Source organism: uncultured Streptococcus sp. (genome assembly GCF_905372115.1).
GTDB lineage: Bacteria > Bacillota > Bacilli > Lactobacillales > Streptococcaceae > Streptococcus.
This window is the reverse complement of sequence record NZ_CAJPNR010000011.1, coordinates 36,492-55,604: the sequence shown is the minus strand read 5'-3', so window position 1 is coordinate 55,604 and position 19,113 is coordinate 36,492. Positions and strand designations below refer to the sequence as shown.

17 protein-coding genes are annotated in these 19,113 nt (G+C 41.8%); 1 reads left to right on the top strand and 16 read right to left on the bottom strand.

Features of this window, described 5'->3' with window-relative positions:
* On the top strand, positions 1-376 hold a 376-nt coding region (locus QZ169_RS04995), incomplete at its 5' end, for a TetR-like C-terminal domain-containing protein (RefSeq protein ID WP_295505165.1).
* Positions 377-466: 90 nt separating this feature from the next.
* Here the strand turns inward: QZ169_RS04995 and QZ169_RS04990 are convergent.
* From QZ169_RS04990 to QZ169_RS04915, 16 genes are all read right to left on the bottom strand, one after another.
* Positions 467-2,518 (bottom strand): C69 family dipeptidase, encoded by a 2,052-nt coding sequence (locus QZ169_RS04990; RefSeq protein WP_295505164.1) that lies wholly within the window; start codon positions 2,516-2,518, stop codon positions 467-469.
* Between the two features lie 123 nt (positions 2,519-2,641).
* A complete protein-coding gene (locus tag QZ169_RS04985; RefSeq protein WP_295505163.1) occupies positions 2,642-3,463 on the bottom strand; it encodes a PrsW family glutamic-type intramembrane protease in 822 nt (273 codons plus the stop codon).
* Complete coding sequence (locus tag QZ169_RS04980; RefSeq protein WP_295505162.1) at positions 3,456-5,120, bottom strand: C69 family dipeptidase; 1,665 nt, start codon at positions 5,118-5,120, stop codon at positions 3,456-3,458. Before QZ169_RS04980 ends, QZ169_RS04985 begins: the two co-directional genes overlap by 8 nt.
* Positions 5,121-5,522: 402 nt before the next feature.
* Positions 5,523-7,592: a M13-type metalloendopeptidase gene (locus tag QZ169_RS04975; RefSeq protein WP_295505161.1), complete on the bottom strand. Its 2,070-nt coding sequence runs from the start codon at positions 7,590-7,592 to the stop codon at positions 5,523-5,525.
* 425 nt (positions 7,593-8,017) lie between these two features.
* On the bottom strand, positions 8,018-8,881 hold the full coding sequence (tehB, locus tag QZ169_RS04970; RefSeq protein ID WP_295505160.1) for an SAM-dependent methyltransferase TehB: 864 nt from the start codon (positions 8,879-8,881) through the stop codon (positions 8,018-8,020).
* Between the two features lie 194 nt (positions 8,882-9,075).
* Positions 9,076-10,239: a hypothetical protein gene (locus tag QZ169_RS04965; RefSeq protein ID WP_295505159.1), complete on the bottom strand. Its 1,164-nt coding sequence runs from the start codon at positions 10,237-10,239 to the stop codon at positions 9,076-9,078.
* The gene (locus tag QZ169_RS04960; RefSeq protein ID WP_295505169.1) at positions 10,145-11,107 is read right to left on the bottom strand and encodes a hypothetical protein; all 963 of its coding nucleotides are present in this window, start codon (positions 11,105-11,107) and stop codon (positions 10,145-10,147) included. The genes QZ169_RS04965 and QZ169_RS04960 overlap by 95 nt, the downstream gene beginning before the upstream one ends.
* 232 nt (positions 11,108-11,339) lie before the next feature.
* The gene (locus QZ169_RS04955; RefSeq protein WP_295505158.1) at positions 11,340-12,176 is read right to left on the bottom strand and encodes an alpha/beta fold hydrolase; all 837 of its coding nucleotides are present in this window, start codon (positions 12,174-12,176) and stop codon (positions 11,340-11,342) included.
* Between the two features lie 14 nt (positions 12,177-12,190).
* Complete coding sequence (locus QZ169_RS04950) at positions 12,191-13,192, bottom strand: NADP-dependent oxidoreductase (protein ID WP_295505157.1); 1,002 nt, start codon at positions 13,190-13,192, stop codon at positions 12,191-12,193.
* Positions 13,193-13,273: 81 nt separating this feature from the next.
* A complete protein-coding gene (locus QZ169_RS04945; protein ID WP_032911889.1) occupies positions 13,274-13,705 on the bottom strand; it encodes an Rrf2 family transcriptional regulator in 432 nt (143 codons plus the stop codon).
* Between the two features lie 175 nt (positions 13,706-13,880).
* The gene (smpB, locus tag QZ169_RS04940; protein ID WP_125336742.1) at positions 13,881-14,348 is read right to left on the bottom strand and encodes an SsrA-binding protein SmpB; all 468 of its coding nucleotides are present in this window, start codon (positions 14,346-14,348) and stop codon (positions 13,881-13,883) included.
* Positions 14,311-16,659 (bottom strand): ribonuclease R, encoded by a 2,349-nt coding sequence (rnr, locus tag QZ169_RS04935; RefSeq protein WP_295505156.1) that lies wholly within the window; start codon positions 16,657-16,659, stop codon positions 14,311-14,313. Before rnr ends, smpB begins: the two co-directional genes overlap by 38 nt.
* Positions 16,660-16,695: 36 nt before the next feature.
* The gene (locus tag QZ169_RS04930) at positions 16,696-17,322 is read right to left on the bottom strand and encodes a hypothetical protein (RefSeq protein WP_295505155.1); all 627 of its coding nucleotides are present in this window, start codon (positions 17,320-17,322) and stop codon (positions 16,696-16,698) included.
* 163 nt (positions 17,323-17,485) lie between these two features.
* Complete coding sequence (gene secG / locus QZ169_RS04925; protein ID WP_002894878.1) at positions 17,486-17,719, bottom strand: preprotein translocase subunit SecG; 234 nt, start codon at positions 17,717-17,719, stop codon at positions 17,486-17,488.
* 42 nt (positions 17,720-17,761) lie between these two features.
* On the bottom strand, positions 17,762-17,911 hold the full coding sequence (gene rpmG, locus QZ169_RS04920; protein WP_072074309.1) for a 50S ribosomal protein L33: 150 nt from the start codon (positions 17,909-17,911) through the stop codon (positions 17,762-17,764).
* Positions 17,911-19,113, bottom strand: a complete 1,203-nt coding sequence (locus tag QZ169_RS04915) for a multidrug efflux MFS transporter (RefSeq protein WP_295505168.1) — start codon at positions 19,111-19,113, stop codon at positions 17,911-17,913. Before QZ169_RS04915 ends, rpmG begins: the two co-directional genes overlap by 1 nt.

Below are 19,113 nucleotides of genomic sequence, written 5' to 3'. Positions count from 1 at the left end.
CATTATTTCCCAACTTTCTAGTTATAGCATGTTTGAAGCGGAGAACGAATATCCCCAAAAGTTAATGATAGCAAAATTTCATATACTTCGTGCCAATGAGCGTCTAATTAATGCCCTGACCAGAAGCCATTATATTGACTTTCGAGAGGCTATTCGGGAGTACATAACCACTATCATTCTGAGTGACAAGCAAGAGACTGCTACCCAGCGTTTTTTAGAGGAGAACTTTCAGATTCCTCAGAAATACGCCTTGGAAATCTTCCTATCTAGTGTTGAGGGGATTATTTCTCTTTGGATAGCCGGCGGAGCTCAGGAAGAACCTGAAGAAATCACGGATATAATTTTGACTACTTATAACTATGATTATTTGAGATAAGGGCTCTAGCTTGAAGCATAACCTAGACAAAAGTCGTTTTTTCCACTAAGAAAGGCCGGACATATTGCTCGGCCTTCTTTTTATTTTAGATTAGTTTTTCTTTGTTTTCTTCAAAAGGAAGAAGACTCCTGCTAGGATAATCAAGCCTGCAAGGCCCATGATGGTGACTTGCTCACCTGTTGATGGCAGGTCTTTTTTCTTAGTCTTGACGGACTGCTCATTTCGATACTGTACTTGGTAAACAGAGAAATGATTGGTTGTGAAGCTGATGGTCTGGTTTTGATTAACCGTTACATCAAATTTCTCAACCTGCTTGCCATTTTCATCCAGAGCATAGACGACATCTACTGGCAGGTCTTTGCGGACTGGGATTGTCACAAGGGTTGGACTGACCTGATGTACCGGCTGACCATTTGGATTGGTCAAGCGAATGTCATAGGTATCTGTCGGCTGAGTCTTGCTTTCCAGTTTTTTCACTGACAACTGAAGACCTGCCTTGACCAAGTCAGCATTTTTCAAGCGAATGCCAGTTGCGACATCTACCAAGCTATCATCTTCTACATTGACTTCCGTCCGTGTATCAGAACTGCTAGAAGTTGCTGAAGAGGAAGAACTTGACGAACTTTGAGATGACGAAGAGCTGCTAAAATCTTTGCTGGAGCTGGAAGGAGTTGTTTTTGTTGCTTCCTTGATTTTAGCTTCCATTTCTGCTTCTAGCTCTTTCATTTCCTTAAAAACTTGCGCTGCTCGAGCCTGTGTTTCTTCTGTAACTTTGGCTGAAGAGTCTGGCAGAGCTGCATTGGCTGCATCCAGAGCATTTTGCTCCTCAATAAAGCGCGCTTCCAAAGCCTTCCACTTGTCTTGGACAGAAGTGCCGAAGAGGTCCTGATGCTTGGCCGCCATATCGTAGATATGAGATGCTACCCAGTACCAAGAGTCTGGACTGTAGCCAGTTGTGTTGACCTTATAAGCATCGTAAGTATCTGTAATATTACCATTATAAGGCAGGTAAGGTGAGAAGCGCGGACTGCCTACTGCTAGCCACATAGTGCCACCGCCCATATTGGCTGGAACACCGTCTTTGAGCTGGAAGATATGAGCTTCCATGACATTTGGATTGCCCAACGGATATTTGTAAACAGGGTCTGTCGTCCCGCGTTGTGGCAGCCCCTTACCATCTAGCTCCATTTGGTCCAGTGGCTTAAACTGAGTGCCCTCAAAGCGATTGCGCTGCATAGCCATGACATCTGCTACACTAATCTTTCTGTCTGTGGAGTGCATGAGATCAAAGTAAGAGTCATTATAAGACACGGTCGCATTTGGATCTAGACTGGTGATACCTGCCCAGGCACGTGAACGATCTGCCTCTGCCATCGGTGGATTATAGGACTGAGAAATATGGAATTTGCCGTCAATTTCTTTATAAGAATTAGCTTGCTTGGCTACATCCTGAACACCTTTTGAGGCAATGACATTTTCTGTATCATCAAAGTCAACACTACCCAAGAAGAAAGTATTAGGAAAGACAGCATACTTGTCATCTGGGAATTTAATAGCAACATATTGGTGGCCAGATAGGATTTCCATATACCAGACACCAGTCTTATCAGCAATGGTAATAATATTCCCCTCTGCTGCTCCCTGCTCTCTGACAATCTGCGCCATCAGCTCCACACCCTGACGGGCTGTCTGAACGTGGGGCAGAACGACAGTTGTCAGGATAGACTCAGCCAAGCCATTTTCTACATAAGGGTCCACCTTTTGAATGGCATCATTGGCCTTGGCAGAAACTGTCGCAGAAATCGAAACACCGTATTCATTGAAGCCAACCTCGTCAAAAATACCTTGGGATGGAGTCACATCTGAGACCGAAGTATACTTGTAACTTTCTGCCGGCAGGGTCCATTCAAAGTTGTTGGTTTCATCGACCAGCTTGGCACCACTGGCATTGGTCTTTCTCGGATGAACCAGAAAGACCTTATTGTGATTGGGCTCCAAGTCCTCTGTCCGACCGTAAAGCGTTGTGCCGTCTGCCGTCAGGTCTTTCCCGACAATAAATCCTGTGCATGCTTCGACCACTTGGAAAGGAAAGAGGAAAATGGTCGAAAGAGCTAACAAGGAACGAAACAATATTTTTTTCATAAAAATATCTCCTTTGTTTTTTGTAAAAAATTACAAAATTAAATACTATATTCAGTATAGCCTTTTACTCCAGGTTTTGCAAGCGATTTCAAGCTCTTGTTTGATATATTCCCTGAAAATTATTTAAATTTCTAAATCTGTCTTTTTCTCCTTCAGGACCAGTCGGTAAACTTCTATAAAGGTCGCAACGAGAAAGGCAAACAAGAAACCGACAACGATGTTAATCCGATGCTCTGTTTCAAAGAATGGAGAGTTCCAAATAAAGTGATTGGCAACTGTTGACACGACGCACCAGAGACCAAAGAGACGGTATTTTTTGTAAGCCGTGGAGAACAGAAGATAAACCCCAACGGTCACCACTGCTGTATAGAGAGTGTGCGAAGCCAATCCGCCAGCAATTCGGCCAACTGCTTCTAAGGAACCACTATATTGTTCTCCGAAAGTCACTCTGGATACATAGGCAATATCCTCTATGACTTGAAAGCCAAAGCCCGAACTCAGCCCAGCGATTAAGACTGACTGAATATCCTTGCGTCCCAAAATGTAGAGAGCGGCAAAGGCTGTCAGAGACTTGAAAAATTCCTCTGCAAAAGGAGCTGTCAGTGCATTGGTCCAATCATTGAAAACAGCAGGATCCTTTATAAAGTTAGAGTTAATAATATCAATCAAACTATTGCCTGCAAAACTGAGCCAGCCAGAGATAAAGGCACCTCCAAAGAGGGCTGTTCCTAGAACGATCGTCTCTACAGATAACTTCTTGGCGAGTTTTTTAATCAAGAAATAGAAAGGCAGGAAAAAGGCAGCTAAAACAGCTAAGTTCAGAATCAAGTCGCGGCCAGCTTCCAAGGTGACTTCCTTTTCCGCCATGGAGCCTAGCTCAAACTGCAAGCCGATACCAGCTAGGACTAAGTAGATATAGAGAGCAATTCTTCTTGTTTTATTCATGACTGTCTGCTCCTTTTCTATTTTTTCCTTTGACGAGATAAATCGCTATTCCAATGACAGTCAGCACAAAGATACCTCCTGCAATAGCAATATCGTAGTCAAAATCTTCCAGACGAATGGTCTCCTCTGTGTCAGAGTCCTCTAACTCCTCAATCTCTTCTAAAGCACTTGTACCATATTCAGCCACGACTTTATCTTCAGCAATCTTCTGAATTTCCTTGAGGCGCTTAAAGACTGAATCCGCTTGCTCCATAGAATCTTTTGTTGCTTTCAGACTGGCTTGTTCTGGCTGTTCAGACAGACTAATCTGCTCGTTGTCATGAGCTGGCTGTTCCTCCATCCATTGGCTTTCCATACGCTCAATTTCACTGCGAATAGAGCCATCTTCAAATAGTTCTGGGTATTTTGCAACCAAATCATTGATTCGGCTAACAGTCCAATACCATGAATTTTCATTGTAGGCTGTGCTCATTTCTTGATAAGGCTGAGAGGTATTGCTGATATTGCCATAGTAAGGAAGATAGGGCGCATTGCGCGGACTTCCCATGGCTAGCCAAAGAATTCCTCCTCCAGTAGAGGCAGGTAAATTGTCCTTAAGCTGGAAGATGTGAGCCTCCATGACATTTGGATTGGAGATAGGATATTTATAAACTGGATCTACCTTTGTTCTATCTGGAATCCCTTTTCCGTCTAGCTCCATCTGATCTTGCGGTTTGAAGTCTGTTCCTTCCAAGCGATTGCGCTGCAAGTTCATGGCATCACGCAGACTAAGCTTGTCGCTGGTTGAGTGCATGAGTTCAAAGTATTCATCATCATATTGTACATCTGCATTGGGATCCAACGCCTTGATGCCAGACCAAACCCGAGAGCGGTCAGCTTCTGCCAGTGGCGGATTATAGGATTGGGCTACATGGAAGCTGCCATTGATTTCCTTATAGGTGCCAGCATCCTGCGCTATTTTTTCAAGATCAGCTGATAAGATGGTGTTTTCAGTATCATTCTTGTCTACATTGCCTAGGAAAAATGTATTAGGAAAAACAGCGTATTTGTCATCCGGAAACTTGATGGCAGCGTATTGGTGGCCAGAAAGGATTTCCATATACCATACACCCGTCTTGTCAGCAATCGTCACGATATTGCCTTCGGCTGCACCTTTTTCTCTGACAATTTTGGCTAGTAGTTCTACTCCCTCTTTGGCTGTTTTCACATGAGGCAGGACTACAGAAGTTAAAGCTGATTCAGCGATACCGTCCTTGACATAAGGGTCTACTTTTTGAATATCATCATTAGCACTAGCCGAGACCGTCGCAGAGATAGAAACGCCTTCCTCATTAAAACCGGCCTCATCAAAAACGCCTTGCTCTGGTGTCACATCCGGTACCGCCGTATACTTGTAGCTAACAGCCGGCAAATCAAAGCTAAAGCCGTTGGTTTCATCTACAAATTTATCACCAGCCTTATTATACTTGCGCTCCCGTACCACAAAATTCTTGTTGTGGTTGGGTTCCAGGTCCTCTGTTCGACCATAGAGAGTCGAACCATCCGTCGTCAAATCCTTCCCGATAATAAATCCGGTACAGGCTGAGACAGCCTGAAAAGGGAAGAGTGTAAGAAGCATCAAGGCTGGAATAGCCCAACTGAAAAATTTCTTTTTCATCAGTTTCTCCTTTGTATATTAATTGGTAAAATATTTATCGCATATTTAGTATACTATTCTCTTACCATAGTTGCAAGCGTTTCCAAAATTTCTTCTACTGCTTAAAATGAATAAATTCCCCTAGGAAAAAATTACTCTAGCTCTATACCTAGTAGCCCCTCCAAACCTCTTGTATAAATTTCCATAGATGTATATCAAGCTGCATAAAAATTTTTTTGTAAAAGAAAAAAGCCAGATAAAATCTGACTTTAAAGACACGTGGCTGCGGAGGCACAACCCGCAGCCGCGCAAGTGTCGCAGGAAAGAATGGATAGGAGAAAAAGAATGAACTTCTCTCCTATTACCAAACTGGTTGTGCTTCATAGCTTAGATTATTTTACCGTCTTCTCTAGACAAGCAATCTCACCATACGCTGACCCGCTTATCTGGAGCCAGATACATGGCATCACCTTCTTTGATTTCTGGATAGGTTTCATAGAAGGCCTCTACATTTTTGAGTTGCTGGTTGACCCGCAGTTCGGACGGAGCATGGACATCGACTTTCAGGAGAAGCTGATTGAATTGCAGACTTGCCTTGCTTCTCCAGATATTGGCATAGTTTTCAAAGTAATTCTTCAAGTCTGCATCTGGATATTTCTTTTTCACAACTTCGAGAGTAGCTGAAAGTCCACCCGCATCGGCTACATTTTCTGTTACCGTAAGCTTGCCGTTGACCTTGCCGCCGTAGATTTCAATACCATCCCACTGCTTGATAACAGCTTCAATTTTCTTGTCAAAAGCTTTCTTATCTGCTTCTGTCCACCAATTGTTCAAATTCCCCTCTTCATCAAAGTTTGCACCGTTTGAGTCGAAGGCGTGAGTAATCTCATGACCAATAACCATACCGATACCGCCGTAGTTCTTTTCCATCTCTTGCTTAACATCAAAGAATGGATTCTGCAGGATTGCAGCTGGGAAGTTGATACTGTTATTTTCCTGTGAGTAATAAGCATTGATATCATAGGAAGGCATGACCCACTCGTCCTTGTCTACTGGCTCAGAGAAGTGCTCAACATCATATTGATGTTTTGCTTGACTCAAAGCAATTGCATTTTCAAAGAAGGATTTTTTATCATCTACTTTTAAGGCCTTAGTCACTTCGCGAACTTTTTCAGGATAGCCGATATAGAGTTTCATGGTATCCAGCTTCTTGACTGCTTTCTGCTTGGTTTCTTCTGACAGCCATTCGTTTTTCAACATTCGTTCCCGATAAACTTCCTTGATATCCTTGACCATTTGGGTCACTTCTTGCTTGGCTTCCTCACCGAAATATTTGCGTCCGTAGTAAAGACTAAAGACATCTGAAAAAGTTCCTGTTGTCAGATTGTATGCTGCATCTTCTTTTGAAGTTGCTTCCTTAGTACCTTGCAAGGATTTTTGGTACTCTGCAAAAATCAGCCGATAGTCATCGGTTAGAAAACTAGATGCTGATGCTGCCTGCTTCACAAGCATCCAAGATTTGAGCTTGCCAAAGTTCTTGTCATTGACTACTTTGGCAAAATTTTCATAATACTTAGGGTTAGGTACATTGACATCACCAGCTTTCTGGCCCAGATAGTCATTGATAATATCGTGAAACTTAAAGGTATCAGAGTAGGCATTGATGTCTTCTGCTGTCTTAGGATGGTGGAGATTTTTAATTTCCGAAGCTTCTTCATTGCTTTGGGCATACTTGGCCAATTCTCCATCAAATTCTAAGGCTTCTTTGACGATCTTTTCACTGTCTTTTTCACTATAGCCTAGCTTTTGAAAGGCTTCTTTGAACGCTTTTTCCAGCGGATCCATCATCCTTTTCTTAGCACCTTCATCTTCATAGTAGCTCTTATCCGGCAGCATAAGACTTGGACTGGACAGATTCACTTGTTTCTGATTGGTATTTTCTAGGTTAGAACTAATTTCAAAAGTAAACGGCAGAGCTAGACCACGCTTTTCCCAGTCAACAGCCTTGCTAGCTAGGTCCTTTAGATCGGACAAGTCTTCAATTTTCTTGAGATAGGACTTGAGAGGGGCTAGGCCATCCTTTTCCCGCTGCTTGAAGTCCGTCGCTTGCTGGTAGTATTTGATAAACTCAGGCATGCCTTCAATCGTTGACTCTTCTTTACCAGAGACTAGATTTTTGACATCCGCCTTCATCTTGTCCTTGACCTGCTCGTTCAGCTCATAAAACACACCGTTAGACGGCTGATCGCTAGGAATCTCTGCCTTTTCCAGCCATTTTTTATTGATGGCTTGATAGTAATTGGTCCTCACTGTGGCATTCTTATCGATCGGTGTCTCCTGAGGGACAAAGGTCTTATAAGCCCAGTAGCCACCGGCAGCTAAGATTAGGCCGGTCACAGTCAACGTAGAAGTTAGAATGATTTTTGTTCTTTTCTTCATGAGTTCCTCCTTGTATATTAAGTAAAATATAATTGACTTTTTTATTTTACTCATTTACTTTAACATATTCTTTTTTCCTCGTCAACAGAAAACTGAAGGTCTGGAAAAAATTGCCGCAAGAGGAGAAAATATGGTCTTTTAGTCTGCTTTTAAAAGTGATCTGGTCTAGAGTCACGCTTAAAGAAAAACTAAAGTTTCTATCAGCTGTCCTGTTGTTTCCAGCTCTTTTCTCTCCTCCTTGCACTTTCTAGTATAGCCTCCAAACTTCAGATATTTCTAAAGAAATTCTAAAATATTTCTAAAGTTTTTTACTAAAATAAAAAAAGACTGAGACAAAAATGCCTCAGTCTAGCTTTATTATGTTCAAAAAATATTGAATCTGAGACAATTTAAATTGTCTCCCAGACCTTTTAAACCAGAGCCTCAAAATAAGTGAGCCAAGCTAAATTTTAAAAAATCAAGTTCTGTCCTACTGTCTTCTACTGAACCTTTTTAGCCAGCATCGTCGCAAAGCGCAGCTGAATTCGATTGCCGTTTTCATCACGGCGATGGAGGTGACCAGGATTTTCATTGTACTTAACCAGCTCCCAGTCCTTGTAATACTCGGCAAGCTCGCCTTCCTTAAAAGTAAAAGGAAAGGGAACAGAGCATGGGAAGTCTTCTGTATCCATAGCACAGACGATGAGATTGTAGCCACCAAGCGCTGTATGCTCTTGCATATTACGGATAATATCCGGAATCCGCTCCGCCTGCAGGAACATAAGTACAACGGTGGAAACGATCAAATCATAAGTCTGGGTCAGACTAGCTGAGTTGATGTCGTAGCTGCCCACAGGCAGATCTAAATCCTCCTGCTCCACAATGCTACGTAATATCTCCAGTGCCAGCTCATTCTGATCTACAGCCGTCACTTCAAAACCTTGCTTGGCCAGAAAAAGAGCATTACGCCCTTGACCACAGCCTAGATCTAAAGCCCGCCCTGGCTGGACTGTCTGCATGGCTTCCAAAACCTCTGAGTGCACTGGATTGCTGCCGTATTTTTTAGGGAAATAATCCTCAGGCCGGCAGTAAAATTCCAAATACCACTCCACATCATCTGTCAAGGCTTCGACCCGATGCCAAGCTTGGGGATGGGCAAAAGGATTGTCCTGACCAGCCTCAAAGATATGCTCAGCTAGCTCCTTACCTTCCTCTGACATCTCGACAAACTTAAGACGTCCCTTGAGAACAGTAATTTTGCCCCAAGTGCCCTCTTTGGTATTATGCTTTCTCTTTACCGCTTCTGGCATGGTCTCAGCCGTCCACAGCGGCATGCGTTTATAGGCTAGCAGTTCTTCTGTCATAAAAAATCCTTTCTCTGAAAGCCAAGCTCCGAATAATCTAACTGTCTTTATCATACTCGAAAAGTACAGACTTGACAAGTGGCAAATCGAACGGACTTCCCTGCAAAAAGAAAGAACTGGTCAATCAGCCAGTTCTTTCTCACATAGGAAGTTTACTTTCTTTTACTTTTCAGCATCTATCTCTTTACGACTCATCAGTATACCCTTTCTTGTAAAATTGATTTATTCTGTTTTTGTTTCATTAATTCCTTATCCTTACTCTCATCATAAAACTGGTTGAATTCCTCTTTAGAGTTAAAAGGATGTTCCAATCCATCTTTACTGATACTTGCTGGAATCACACCTTCATATAAGTCTGTATTCGAAGGAACTAACAGACTATAAAACTCTAGATAGTCTTTAACGCTCTTATCAAGTATATAAAGTTGAGAGTTCGTTTTTTCCAATAATGCCGCTGCCTTTGGGTCTGTTTGCGCCATCAAGATATTTCGAATCCAACTTGTATCCACAGCTTCATCTAAAGGATATAAAATAGGAAATCTAAAATTCCCCAACTTTTCATCAAATTGTTGCCTATTTAGTTTAAAATTAAAGGTGGGACTTTGGTATTCTGCTTTCTTGTTATCTTCCCATTCAATTTTTCGTGTATCAAGATTGTACCAAAGAGTTTGAAACTTATCATGTTCCCCAGACTCAGAGGCAAGAATAGACAAATAATTATTTCCATCAATGACAGTTAATGTTTCCAGTATTCCTCTAGGTAAATATTTAGAATTATAGTCTGAAACTAATTTATACAAATCTTCTTTATAACCTTCTAACTGTTGATTCTTAATATGGTAAATGGATAAGGTATAATAGTTACCTTCATTTTTTTTATCAAGATAATTCGGTCCTGAAGGAAGCTTCATGTTCTCTCGAACAATATAGTTGGCATTACGCGCACCACGTGTCACTTGCACTGGTTCATCTGCGTTTTTCAGAGTAGCATACTTGCGAACTAAGGCATCTTCCTCTGGATTTTCTGATTTCCAATGAACCACTACCCCTGTACCATTTTCAAGAAAAGAATAATCATCAATTGTAAAAGTCCCTGTATAATAATTTAAGGATTCATAAGTTTCTCTTTCTTCCTTGGCTTTTTGAAGCTGATCTTGTTTTAAATGACACTGCCAAGCAAATATGGCAAGTCCCAAGACCGCTAAAGAAAGAAGACTTAACAATAGTTTTCTTATCATTTTTTTACCTTTCTTCTTGTTGTTTCTATTTTTCTTTTTGTGGATGGGTTTCAACCCACTGCTTGAAATCATTAAAAGATCGAATCTGTGTTTTTTCTCCACTTGTTTCATCTGTGGCATAAAGTTCCATTACATCCTGACCTTCGGGCGCAAACCAATGAATTAAATCATTAAACCATTCCTCCTCATTGTATTGGTCTGGACGGAAATAGATTTTATTCATGTCTCTCATTTTTTTCGCAATTTCAGGATAAATCTTAGCAAAATTAGTACCTGAAACTTCTACATAATCACCTATTTTATACGATGGTATTATGTAGCCAGAAACATACTCCATACCATACTTTAATAGTGCGTTATTAATCTGATCTCCTATTCCACCTCTTACAAGATCCATAGACTTATACATTGTTCCTCTCATATAAGTTCTAGTATCCTTCTGATCTAAAAGTAGATTAATCTCTTTTTCTGACATCTCTTTTTCAATTTTTCCTGACTCCAATGCTAGAATAAAATATTTGATTTTCTCCGGTTTCCCTTTTTCATACGAGTGCATACTAAAAGTTAGAAATTCTTTTCCGTTCCTTGTAAATTGTGCTCGAATTTGCTTAAGCCTATAAGTATTCTCTTGTCCTAACAAATCGTAGACATTGACTTCCTTACTAGTTATTTTAGATGGATCCTGCAAATTATAAATCTTGATTTTGAAATATTCCTCTTTACTAACTTTAGACGACGTTAAGCCATCCTCTTCAGTAAGAATATTATACTTGAAATCTGTTATATAATTCTGTCCATAATTGAAAAAACCATCATTTCTGCTAGTAACCAATACATATTTGTTTTGACTGAACAACTCTATTTGATCAACATTATAGTCTTCTTTATCATACTCTTTTTTTCGCCCACCTACTAAAAAGGCGAAAAGAACTACTAAAGTCAGAAGAAGTCCTCCAAGAAATATGAAAAATTTTTTATTGAGTTTCATTTGCTTACCACCAGTTTTTAATTCATCTAGCCATTTATTTTGATAGTCCTCGGAGTCATTCCACTTTTTTTCATCAATCATTCACCAAAAGTGGTCATCCTCAAACCTCATCCTTTCCATTATAGCATAAATCAAAAGTCAGAGTTGCATACTAAAAAAGACCGGTCACCCAGTCTTTTATCTTGTATGAAAGCTGCTATGTCCTTTTTTTAACCCTAGCATTTTGACTATTTTATGCTGCCAAAAACCTCAATAATTCCTTTGAGAATTCATCTGCATATTGGAAAATGGAACCATGTCCAGCATTTGGATAGATAAGAAGTTTGCTTCCTTCTACCTTTTCATGCATAGCATAAGAATTTTCTGTTGGGACCTGCATATCCTTATCACCATTCACAATTAAGGTTGGTTGAGTGATATATTTCAGATCGTCTTGTGGAGCTTGGCCCCAAGCCTTGATTGCCTTGAGCTGCGTTAAGAAACCAGAAATTTTCATGTCTTTATCCTTAAATTGCTCAGTCCGCGCGCCCATACGATCTAAAACCTTCAAAGCTTCTACTTTATCTTGCTCATCATGATTGTAAAAAATATAGCGTTTTGGGTCAATACGCTCAAGGGCAGCTTTAAACATATATTTGAATGTTTTTCCGGTAACCTTATCCATTTCAAATCCACCTCGAGGACCAGTTCCTGCCAAAATAAGACAATTAACCAAATCAGAATCCATACGAACTATTTCTTGAGCAATCATGCCGCCCATAGATAGTCCTAAAAGGTTGATACGATTGTAACCTAAATCACTTATAATGGCGATGGTTTGCTCTGCCATGCCTTGGATAGTCGTTGCAACTTTTCCCTGACTTGCCCCAACACCTGGTAGGTCTAAGACAAGGACATGATGCTCTTTCGAAATCAAATCTAAAAGTTTTGGATCCCAATTGTCCAAGGTCGCAGCCAAGTGAACTAACATAACAAGTGGAAAGTCAGACTTACCCTTGCTAAGTTCACGATAAGCAATTTGATTGCCGGCAACAGAGATGTATTGATTTTTTGTTGTAATGTAAGACATAAACTTCTTTCTAATTATTCAAAGCTGAGAACTGTTTTCCCACGTGAACGTCCATTCGCAACCTTGTCGAGAGCAGCATTCACCTCATCAAACGAGTAAACTGTATCGATAGATGGTTTGATTTCAAGTTTACTAAAAATATCTACTACTTCTTGTAATTGGGCACCATTACTTTCAACAAAGATAAAATGATAATGAACACCATACTTCTCAGCCATCTTATCAAACTTACGACCAGCAAGTCCTAGCAAGATTTGTTTCCATTTTGGCAAGTTCATGCGTTTAGCAAAAGCACCATTTGGCATCGCTCGAAGAGAAACCAAGTGTCCGCCTTTTTTCATGATAGACATTTGCTTCTCTGTTTCAGCACCACCAAGTGTATCCAAAACATAGTCCACATCGCTGACAGTTTTTGTATAATCCTCCGTCTTGTAATCAATAAAGCGATCTGCCCCCAGTTTCAAGACACGCTCAGCGTTAACGGCAGCACCATTCGTGATGACCTTCAAGCCTTTTGCTTTAGCAATAGGAATCGCCATGCCACCAACACCACCTGTACCTCCAGAGATGAAGATTGTTTTACCAGCTTGAGCTCCCATAAGCTCAAGAGCTTGCATAATAGTCAAAGCCGTCAAAGGCATCGCAGCTGCTTCTATGTCTGTCAAATATTCTGGGGCTTTTGCCAAGGCTTCACTATCTACGGCAACATATTCTGCAAAAGCTCCGATATGATCAAGTGGGAGTCGAGCAAAAACACGGTCGCCAAGCTTGAAGTTGCTGACACGGCTTCCAAGTTCTTCAATAACTCCAACAACTTCATTTCCAGCTGTTTGCGGCAATTTGTAAGGAACAATCATCTTAACTTCTCCTCGGGAAATCATATTGTCCAAAGGATTGACTCCCGCTGCAGTGACCTTAACCAAAACTTGATTATCTGTAATGATAGGCTTTGCTATTTCTGTTATCGTAAGGTTGATGTTCTTTTTGTCATATTTTATATGTAGTGCTGCTTTCATTATAATCTCTTTTCTATCCTTTATCTTCTTTGCATCAAGTGCAAGACTGTATTTTTGTTTTTAAAACTAAGATTTTACAAGTCAGTTTCGAACTTGATTAGCTGTTTTATATAAATTATTGATGACATCATCTAATGTTTGATGGCGCAATGCCTTTTCTAGTTGAGCTTCTGCACTAGCAAAAATCGGCGATACTGCCTCTTGAATATTTTGTCCGACAGGACATTCTTGATTAGCGTTCTGATGCATTTGAAACAAACTAATGTGCTTAACTTCTTGGGTCGCATAATAAATCTCAAGTAAACTCATCTTCTTAGGAATTTTGCCGAGTTGGTAGCCCGATTTACCTTGATGAGAAATAATCAAACCTGCATTTTTCAACAAGGTAATGACTTTTCGGATATAGCTAGAATTAGTTCCTACACTCGTCGCTAAGTTTTGCGAACTCAAAGTCTCCCTACTCTCACTAATCATTGTCAAGATATGCAAAGCCACTGAGAATTTTGTATCCATAGAAACTCCTTTTTTATAAACTTGTATCTGATACAAGAACAAGTATATCATCTGGATGGTTACTTATCAACTATTATGCTCGCTTCTTTTTTTAAAATTAGAAAAGTCATCGAAGACAATCGAATAACTGGAAAACTTGCTCCCTAAAATAAAAAAAGACCAGTCACCCAGTCTTTCATCTTGTATTAAAGTTCTTCATCTGTCTAGCGATGTCGCGGTTTTGCTCGCGGCGTTTGATGGACTCGCGCTTGTCGTAATCGTGCTTCCCTTTGGCTAGCCCCAGGAGGAGCTTGGCATAGCCGTCCTTGAGATAGACCTTGAGCGGCACCAGCGTCATACCAGTTCCCTTGGTCTCCTGCTCCAGCTTTTGGATCTGCTTCTTATGCAGCAGCAGCTTTCTGCGACGTTCAGGCTCTTGGTTCCAGATATTGCCCTCTTCATAAGGCGCGATATGGACATTGCTGAGCCAGGCCTCACCGTTCTTGATCTGAGCAAAGCCGTCTTTGAGATTGATGCGGGCTGCGCGGATGCTCTTGATCTCCGTCCCAGTCAGCACCATGCCGGCCTCGATGGTATCCACGATGGTGTAGTCGTGTCTGGCCTTTTTATTTTGCGCGACGACCTTTCCTTCTCCCTTTGCCATGCTTGGCTCCTTTCTTAACTAGTTCCTTGTAAAATGCCTTCTGGCTCTTACCTTTCTTGGACTTCTTATCTTTCTTATCTCTGTAGCCTTTTTCTTTAGAAGAATGGCTGCGCTTGTCATCCTCACGGCGTCTCTTTCTGCCTGACTTGCCTCTACTACTCTTGCTAGTCTTTTCTACCAGGTCAAATTCACTTGGCAGGTATTCGAAGTCAATCTCTCCCGTAGCCTTATCCGCTCGAACCAGCTTGATGCGAATCTGCTGACCGACCTTGAAGATCACGCCGGACTTTTCTCCTTGTAGGGTCATCGTCCGCTCATTGTAGCTGTAAAACTCTGGCAGGTTGGTGACATGAATCAAGCCTTCGACCGTATTGGGCAGCTCAACAAAGAGTCCAAACTTCACGACGCTTGAAACTACGCCGTCAAATTCTTCCCCAACAAATTCTTCCATGTACTCAGCCTTCTTCATGGCTTCAACTTCACGCTCGGCCTCGATAGCCCGACGCTCTCGGCTGGAAGACTGACTGGCAATCTCTGGAATCACTTGCTCAAAATGCTCTGCTATTTCCTTAGATTTGCCATAATCCCGCACCATCCGGTGAACCAGAAGGTCAGGATAGCGGCGAATGGGACTGGTGAAATGCGTATAAAACTCCGCTGCCAGACCATAGTGACCGTGATTGTGCTCAGAATAGCGAGCCTGCTGCATGGAGCGCAAAAGCATCATGGACAGCACTTCCTCATAAGGCTGGTCTTTGACCGATTCCATAATATCCTGCAGAGCCTGCTGACTCATAGAGCTAGCCGTCCCGTATATCCGAATCCCAAAGCTAGAGGCGTAGTCGATAAACTTCTGCACCTTCTCCGCCTTAGGCTCCTCGTGAATTCGATAGATGAAGGGCAGATTTAGCTTAGCAAAATGCTCAGCCACCGTCTCATTCGCCACCAACATAAAGGACTCAATCATGCGCTCGGCAATTCCCCGCTGACGCAGGACAATGTCCACCGGTCGACCTTCTTTATTGACCCTGATTTTGGCTTCATTGGTGTCAAAGTTGAGCGCTCCGCGCTTGAAGCGCATGCTTTCCAGGATCTCATGCAGACGTACCATACTGTCAATACTAGGTACAATGGCCTTGAACTGCTCAGCCTTTTCCTGGTTCCCTGCGATGATGTCGTTGACATCACTATAGGTCATGCGAAAGGTCGTCTTGATGACTGTCTGGGTAATGCTATGCTTGACCACGCGCCCCTTGGCATCAATCTCCATGATAGCCGACTGGGTAAGCCGATCCACATTGGGATTGAGAGAGCAGATTCCGTTGGACAGGCGCTCTGGCAGCATGGGCACTACGCGGTCGGTCACATAGACAGAGGTTGCCCGATTGAGGGCTTCCTTGTCCAGCTCAGAGCCTTCTTTGACATAGTAGGACACATCTGCGATATGGACACCAAGCTCAAAGTTGCCATTTTTCAAGCGCTTGATATGGACAGCATCATCCAAGTCCTTGGCATCTGCTCCATCGATGGTGAAGGTAATCTCTTCACGCAGGTCCAAACGTCCTTTTAAATCACGCTCAGTCGGTGCATCTGGAACTCGCTCGGCCTCTTCCAAGACCTTTTCTGGAAATTCGGAGACGATGTCCATGGACTCCAGCACTTCCAGTACATCAATACCTGGATCGTTGACATGGCCGACGACATCAACCAGACTAGCCACAAAAAAATCGTGTTTCTTGGTTGGATATTTGTCAATAGCGACCTTGAGTACCTCTGTACCATCCAGAACTAAGGCTGGTTTTTTGACATAAATAGGCTGGCTGATTTTCTGATTTTTCGAGCGGATATAGCCCGCGTACTTGGGCTTTTCCTCATCCAGAACCAGCTGGCCAACTGCTGAAGTCAGGCTGTGCTCCAAAATATCGATAATCTTAGCCTCAGCTGATGTTCCCTTAATCCGGTCTGCCACCTTGGTGATGACTACTTCCACTGTATCGCCATCAATGGCATGATTGACATCATTACGGCCGACAAAGAGGTCATCCTCTTCCTCATTCAAGGTGACAAAGCCAAAGCCATTCTTGTGAGCATGAAAAACACCCTTGAGCGTCAGACGCTCCTGCTTTTTCTTCTCATAAAGCTCAATCCATCCCTCGTTATCAAAGCGAATCTGATGCTTTCTTTCCATCTGGGAGATGGTCCTGACCAAGCTACTAAAGTCCTTGGAAGACTCTTTCCCCAAAGCAGCCGCCAGCTCATCTACGCTGATTGACTCCTTATCATTTAAAATTTCTAATATATCTGTTTTCATTGTTTCTTTCTTATCTGTTTAATTAATAGAATTCCACTAATCAATCACTTTTTTCTGCACTGCATTAAGCCATTCTCGAAATTCCCATCGTAAAGGACTGATGCCAGATAGCTTCTCTCTAATAGCCTCTTGATAACACAAATACCAATCATAATCATCCAAGCGACTCCAAGCTTGCTTGGGCCTTGGAATACCAAGGAGATTTTCTACACTGTCAAATATATAATTATCTATCGGAATATGTAAATACTCAAATACCCCATCAAATGATTGTACTTCCAGTATATATAAATACTTTATTGTCATATTGATCCATTTTTGTGCCTGTCCGTAAGAAAACTCAATTCCATAATTTTGATAAATCATTTTTATTTCATCACTAAGTTTCCGATGCCAACTATCAAAAACACTTTGACTCCTGATATGACTCGAATCTAGCCAATCTATTTCTTCTTTTAATACCTTATTGACTTTCTCTCTCATATCCCATCTATCAGACTGAGGTAAATCATAAAATCTAATTGTTCTCATCATATCGTGATAGGCACTTCTACTGGCAGCTTCTAAAGGATTAGACGTATTCCCAAAATAAGCAAATTTCAAAAAAAGGAGAATGTCTTGATCAACGCTACTCTTTATTATTTTATCAAATTTTTTAGACACTCTTTACTCCCTTTCTTACTGTTCTTTTACACTTATATTCTGAAGCCAATAGGTGTTCAAAATGAACTTAATAAAAAACTAAGTTATCCTGGTATTTAGCTCTCCTAATGCATTAATTTCTGGAGTTCCAAAAAAATAGGCCAAGACGAAGTCAGAGCCCATTTTATTTACTAGATAATACTGCTAATACCAATGCAATCAGTAGCCAGAAGAAAATCATAATTCCCGTCATCCGCTGCATCACAGCTTCAAAACCGCGTGCCTTAGGACGTTCAAACAAGTCGTTGGCACTGGCATCAAAGACGTTGCTGGACTGATTTTTAGTTGGCTGCATGAAAATTGCAATGACAATAATAGCTGATAAAATGACTAAAATGGTTAATAATAGGTTGTACATAAATAAAAACTCCTTAAAATCCTATCTATTTTATCATAAAATCTACTTGGATTCAAGATGTAAAGTAACTTTTCTTTCCTTAGGGCAATACTTTAAGACCTCAATTTTTTCCGGATGCGTTTTAGTATTTTTGCTGGTCAGATAGTTCTGACTGCCGCAGCTGGAACATTTTAAATTTATTTTAACGCGCACTAGATATCCTTCTTTTTAAATAAATTTCGAAAACTAAAGAGATTGGCCAACATACTGATGGCGACTAGCCCTGCTGTTGCATAAAAGACTGAATGATAGCCATAGGCTGCCGCAATGACCGATCCAGACATAGGACCGACCACCCCGCCCAGATAAAAGAATATCTGATTATAGCTGAAAATCCTAGAGATTCCAAATTTGGGTGTTATCTTACTTATCAGAGCATTGACTCCTGGTATCAGCGCACCTGTTCCTAGGCCAAATAAAAAGCGATAAAAGCCCAGCTGCATAGGGGAGCCAGCATTGGCACAGAGCAGATAAATCAGGATTGAATAGAACTGAGCCAGCACTAGAAGCCGGTGATTGCCGATACGGTCTCCTAACCGCCCCAGAATACTGGAGCTCATCATGCTGGAAAGTCCCATGCTAGATACGATGAGACCCGAAACAAAAATCAGATTGTCCTTTTGTCCCAGCTCTCTGACATAGAGGGCAAGGATAGGGCTGATAGATTGAGCTGCAAACTGTATGACAAAGCTGGTCAGAAAGAGATTCATCAGCATCTTAGGATACCTGAGTTGGCGCAGCAATTCCCTAAAGCCTACCTCTTCTTGTCGGGTCACCGGCACAAAATCCTCCCGAATCAAATAAAAGGTCATCAAGGCTGCCACTAGAAAGAAGCCGCCAATCAGGAGAAAGACATTGCGAATACCGAACATCTCCGCAATCAGACCGCCAATAAATGGTCCCATAAGATTACCCGCAACGACACCGGTCGAGAGAGTTCCCAGAGCATAACCCGTTTTTTCCTTGGGAGCCTGACTGGCAATCAGAGCTGTGCTGTTGGGAATATAACCAGCAAAAACCCCATTTAGAAAGCGTAGGAGCAAGAGCCAGAAAATATTGGGTACAAAGGCAATACCGCCCATAGTGAAAACCATGGCAGTAGCTGCACGTACCATCATAGGCTTACGGCCATATCGGTCGGCCAGACTTCCCCATACAGGAGAGAGCAGTGCCGCTGAGATTGCCGAGAGAGAAATCCCTAGCCCAGCGTAATACTCCACCTCATGACCGCTAGCACCTAGCTGCTCCACGAAAAGTGGCATAAAAGGCGTCACCAGAGAAATGCTGGCACCTGTCAGGAAATTCCCAAACCAAGCGATTTTCAGGTTATGTTTCCAGTTTACTTGTGTCGTGAT